The organism is Streptomyces calidiresistens (assembly GCF_014141525.1).
GTDB classification, from domain to species: Bacteria; Actinomycetota; Actinomycetes; order Streptomycetales; family Streptomycetaceae; genus Streptomyces; species Streptomyces calidiresistens.
Map to the genome: position 1 here is coordinate 1 of NZ_VKHS01000575.1, position 3,642 is coordinate 3,642.

Annotated in this window: 4 protein-coding genes and 1 riboswitch; of the genes, 2 read left to right on the forward strand and 2 right to left on the reverse strand. The window is 75.1% G+C overall.

The window, feature by feature from the left end; genetic code table 11:
* Window positions 1-180: 180 nt before the first annotated feature.
* Both FOE67_RS19810 and FOE67_RS29525 read right to left on the reverse strand, forming a co-directional pair.
* Complete coding sequence (locus FOE67_RS19810) at window positions 181-1,554, reverse strand: metallophosphoesterase (protein ID WP_182666191.1); 1,374 nt, start codon at window positions 1,552-1,554, stop codon at window positions 181-183.
* Window positions 1,551-1,814, reverse strand: coding sequence for an SCO4848 family membrane protein (locus FOE67_RS29525; protein WP_228474070.1), 264 nt, complete (start codon window positions 1,812-1,814; stop codon window positions 1,551-1,553). Before FOE67_RS29525 ends, FOE67_RS19810 begins: the two co-directional genes overlap by 4 nt.
* A gap of 467 nt (window positions 1,815-2,281) precedes the next feature.
* Here FOE67_RS29525 and FOE67_RS19820 point away from each other — a divergent pair, with 467 nt between their 5' ends.
* Both FOE67_RS19820 and FOE67_RS19825 read left to right on the forward strand, forming a co-directional pair.
* Window positions 2,282-2,947, forward strand: a complete 666-nt coding sequence (locus FOE67_RS19820) for a helix-turn-helix domain-containing protein (RefSeq protein ID WP_182666193.1) — start codon at window positions 2,282-2,284, stop codon at window positions 2,945-2,947.
* The gene (locus FOE67_RS19825; protein ID WP_182666195.1) at window positions 2,944-3,153 is read left to right on the forward strand and encodes a DUF6126 family protein; all 210 of its coding nucleotides are present in this window, start codon (window positions 2,944-2,946) and stop codon (window positions 3,151-3,153) included. Before FOE67_RS19820 ends, FOE67_RS19825 begins: the two co-directional genes overlap by 4 nt.
* A gap of 103 nt (window positions 3,154-3,256) precedes the next feature.
* Window positions 3,257-3,432, forward strand: a riboswitch (cobalamin riboswitch).
* Window positions 3,433-3,642 lie beyond the last annotated feature (210 nt).

Below are 3,642 nucleotides of genomic sequence, written 5' to 3' on the forward strand. Positions count from 1 at the left end.
GGCGACTCCCCCCTCTCCCGTCGCGCGCCCGCTCATCGCGTCCCTTCCCCGGCGCGGGGCGGATGAATCCCGGTGTCCGGGAAGTGGGACGGGGTGGGAACGACGGGGTCCCGGGGGACCGTTACCGGAAAAAGCCGGACGCCGGGCGCGGTGTCCCGGGCCCGGCGTCCGAGGAGTCGGTCAGGCCTCCGGCGAGGCCAGACGGACGACCGTGATGTCCGGCTCGGCGCCCACCCGCACCGGCGGACCCCAACTGCCGGCGCCCCGGGTGACGTACAGCTGGGTGTCGCCGTACCGCTCCAGTCCGGCCAGGGTCGGGTTGGCCAGGTCGGCGAGGTGGGTGCCGGGCCACATCTGTCCGCCGTGGGTGTGGCCGGAGAGCTGGAGGTCCACGCCGTGTTCCACCGCCTCGTGGACGAACACCGGCTGGTGGGCCATCAGCACCGAGGTGCGGCGCGGGTCGCGGTCGGCGAGCGCCAGTTCCAGGTCGGGCCCCTGCCCGCTGTCCTCACCGGCCAGGTCGTTGACCCCGGCCAGGTCGAACCAGGGCAGTTCGGCCCGGGCGTTCTCCAGCGGGGTGATGCCGAGTTCGCGGACGTGGTCGATCCACTGCTCGGCGCCCACGTAGTACTCGTGGTTGCCGGTGACGTACCAGGAGCCGTCCCGGGCCCGGAGGCCGGCGAGCGGGGCGGCGGCCGAGCGCAGGTCCTCCACCCCGGCGTCGACCAGGTCACCGACGATCGTCACCAGGTCGGCCCCGGTGCCGTTGACCGCGTCCACCACCCGGCGGCAGTGCGAGCCGCCGAGGATCGGGCCGAGGTGGATGTCGCTGACCACCGCGATCCGGTAGCCGTGGGCGGCGCGCGGCAGACCGCGCAGCGGGACGGTGACCTCCTTGATCACCGGGTTGCGAGCGGCCATGGTGCCGTGGACGGTGGTGCCGGCCGAGATGACGGCGGCGCCCAGCGCGACGCTGCGGGCCACGAAGAGGCGCCGGCCGGGGTCGTCGGGGCCGGTGGGGTCGGCGCCGGGACCGGTGGCGTCGGGTGCGGCCCCCCGCTCGGCCTCGGCCAGGGCCGTGGCGGTGCGCCCGCCGGCGGGTGCGGCCTCGGCGGCCCCGGCGGAGCCGGGGGCGGTCTCCTCGCTCCGGGCCTCCGCCGGCCGGTCGGCGACGGTCCCCGGCTCCCCGGACCGGTCGGAGGGATCGGGGGCCGGGGAACGCGGTGCGCCGGCGCGGGCGGCGCGTCGGGCGAGGAGGCGCCGGGCGATGGGGCGCACCGGCTCCGCCGCCAGCAGCGGCAGGAGCAGGTAGAGCATGATCACGAACCAGTAGTAGCCGGGCCAGGCCAGGATCCGCTCCACGCCGAACGGGACGCCGAGGTTGCCCGCGGCCATGGCCGCGATCATCAGCAGCGGCATCACCACGGCCAGGACGGTGCCCACCCGCCGCCAGGTGCCGCCGGGCGCGGAGACGTCCCGCACCAGGCGGCGCCACAGGTACCAGTGGACGCTGCCGAACAGGGTCAGGACGACGAGCAGGAACAGGGCGATCATGGAGCTCCTCGGGGGCGATCGTTCTCACGGTGCAGGACGCGCAGGGAGCGGAAACCGATGAGTCCGATCAGCGTGCCGAGCACGAAGGACACGACGGCGAGCGCGAGATGCACCCAGAAGTAGCCGGTGGGGGCTCCGGCGGCGTCGAAGGCGAGGCCACTGGCGTCCCGGGTCAGGTTGCGCACGAAGGAGATCCAGATGAACCAGCTCCAGACGCCGAACGCGAGCAGGAACCAGGAGGTGCCGCGGCCGAGCTTCATGATTCAAGTATCCCTTTCGACGGCGATACCCTTTTTCCGGGGGGTCTCTCCCGGGGGGTGTGTGCGCGTTCCCCCGGGGTTCGGCGTCGATCCTTCCGGCCGGATGCGGCCGGACGGATGAATACGCGCCACGGCCCTCCCCCGGATGCCCCGGGCCGTCACCGGTTCGGCTGCCCGGGCCGTCCCCGGTCCGTGAATTCACAGGTAGGTTCGCCCTGTGTCGATCCATCATTTGTCATCTTGTCGCATCGATGCGGGCTCCCTGAACACGCCGCGTACCGGCGCGACCGGCACCACCCGCACCACCGATGCACCTGATGCGGCCGGTACCGCCCGCGTCGCCGGGAGCCCCCGGGCCCTCCGGTCCCCCCGGGGCGCCGGGCCGGGCGCGGGGCCGGCGCCGCCCGCCCTTTGCCTCCGGGGCAAAAATTTTGCCTCCGGGGAAGATTTCCGGCTCAATCGGAACCATGCGCGAAGAGGTTCCGGTGGGCCGCACCGGCCCCGAGGTCGACGCGGAGGCGGACGAGAGACTGTCCGCCGTCGCGCCCCGGCTGCGCGAACTGCGCCGCCGTTCCGGGCTGACCCTGGAGGCCGCCGCCGCCCGCGCGGGCCTCTCGCCGGCCCACCTCTCCCGGCTGGAGACCGGCCGGCGCCGCCCCTCGTTGCCGGTGCTGCTCGCCCTGGCCCGGGCCCACTCCACGACGGTATCCGATCTGCTCGGCGAGACCGGCGGCGCTCCCGGCCCGGTCATCCGGGCCGCCGACGCCCCGGAGCGCGGCGTGGGCGGCTGGACCTACCGCCGCGCCGGGGCACCGGGACGCGGCATGCAGGCGCTGCGGGTGCGCGTGCCGTACGGCGAACCGCGCGAGGACCCGGCCCGGATCCATCCGGGCGAGGAGTGGCTGCACGTCCTCGCCGGCCGGCTGCGTCTGGTGCTCGGCGGCACCGAGCACCTGCTGGAGCCCGGCGACGGCGCCCACTTCGACTCGCTCACCCCCCACCGCCTCGGCGCCGCCGACCGGGACGGGGTGGAGCTGTTGTTCGTGCACACCCTGCTGCAGAGCGCCGACACCGGGCTGTGCCTCGGCGACGGGCCCGTGCGGCACCGACCCCCGGGGAGATCCGCGCCATGACACCGGACGCACAGCCGACGCCCGCATCCCGGGAAACCCCCGATTCCGTCCCCGATCCCGCCCCGGAGTCCGCCGCCGCGCCCCGGGCGCGGGTGGAGGACAAAGCACCCCGGGGCCTGTGGTTCCGGCTGCTGGTCTACGTGGTGCTGGTCCACGCCTTCGCGGCCTTCCTCTTCCTCCTCTTCGAGGTCGCCGCCCGGCAGTGAGCCGGCGCCGATCCCCGCTCTCCCCGGCCCCTGCCGCACCGTTGTCGGGCGGGAGGGGATGACCGGTGTCACGCCGGGCACCGTGGCGCTCCGCCGCGCGGGGTGTCATGATGACCGGCGACAAGGCGACGGCGGAACGAGGAAGCCGGTGTGAATCCGGCGCGGTCCCGCCACTGTGACCGGCGAGCGAACCCCGCACGGGCCACCATTCGGTGACGAATGGGAAGGCCGGGGCGAGCCTCGACCCGGGAGCCAGGAGACTCACGCGGTCGCCTCCTCGACGACGCCGGGGCGGATTTCCCCGGAGGAGGGTGCGTCAGCCATGCCCGTCGGGCTCGCCGATGCCGTGCCGCGCCGTGCCGCGGTGACCGCCGATCATCCCGTGCCGCGCGCCCGGTCCGCGGTGCGCCGTGACCGCCGCGCCGAACCGCCGCTCCCGGGCGCTCCGCCGGGGCCGTTCCGGCCGATCGCCGGCGCCCGCCCCCTCCC

Bases quoted from the DNA above. Each gene is read 5' to 3' on its own strand.
- FOE67_RS19810 (WP_182666191.1), bottom strand. From the start codon at position 1,554: ATGATCGCCCTGTTCCTGCTCGTCGTCCTGACCCTGTTCGGCAGCGTC.
- FOE67_RS29525 (WP_228474070.1), bottom strand. From the start codon at position 1,814: ATGAAGCTCGGCCGCGGCACCTCCTGGTTCCTGCTCGCGTTCGGCGTC.
- FOE67_RS19820 (WP_182666193.1), top strand. From the start codon at position 2,282: ATGCGCGAAGAGGTTCCGGTGGGCCGCACCGGCCCCGAGGTCGACGCG.
- FOE67_RS19825 (WP_182666195.1), top strand. From the start codon at position 2,944: ATGACACCGGACGCACAGCCGACGCCCGCATCCCGGGAAACCCCCGAT.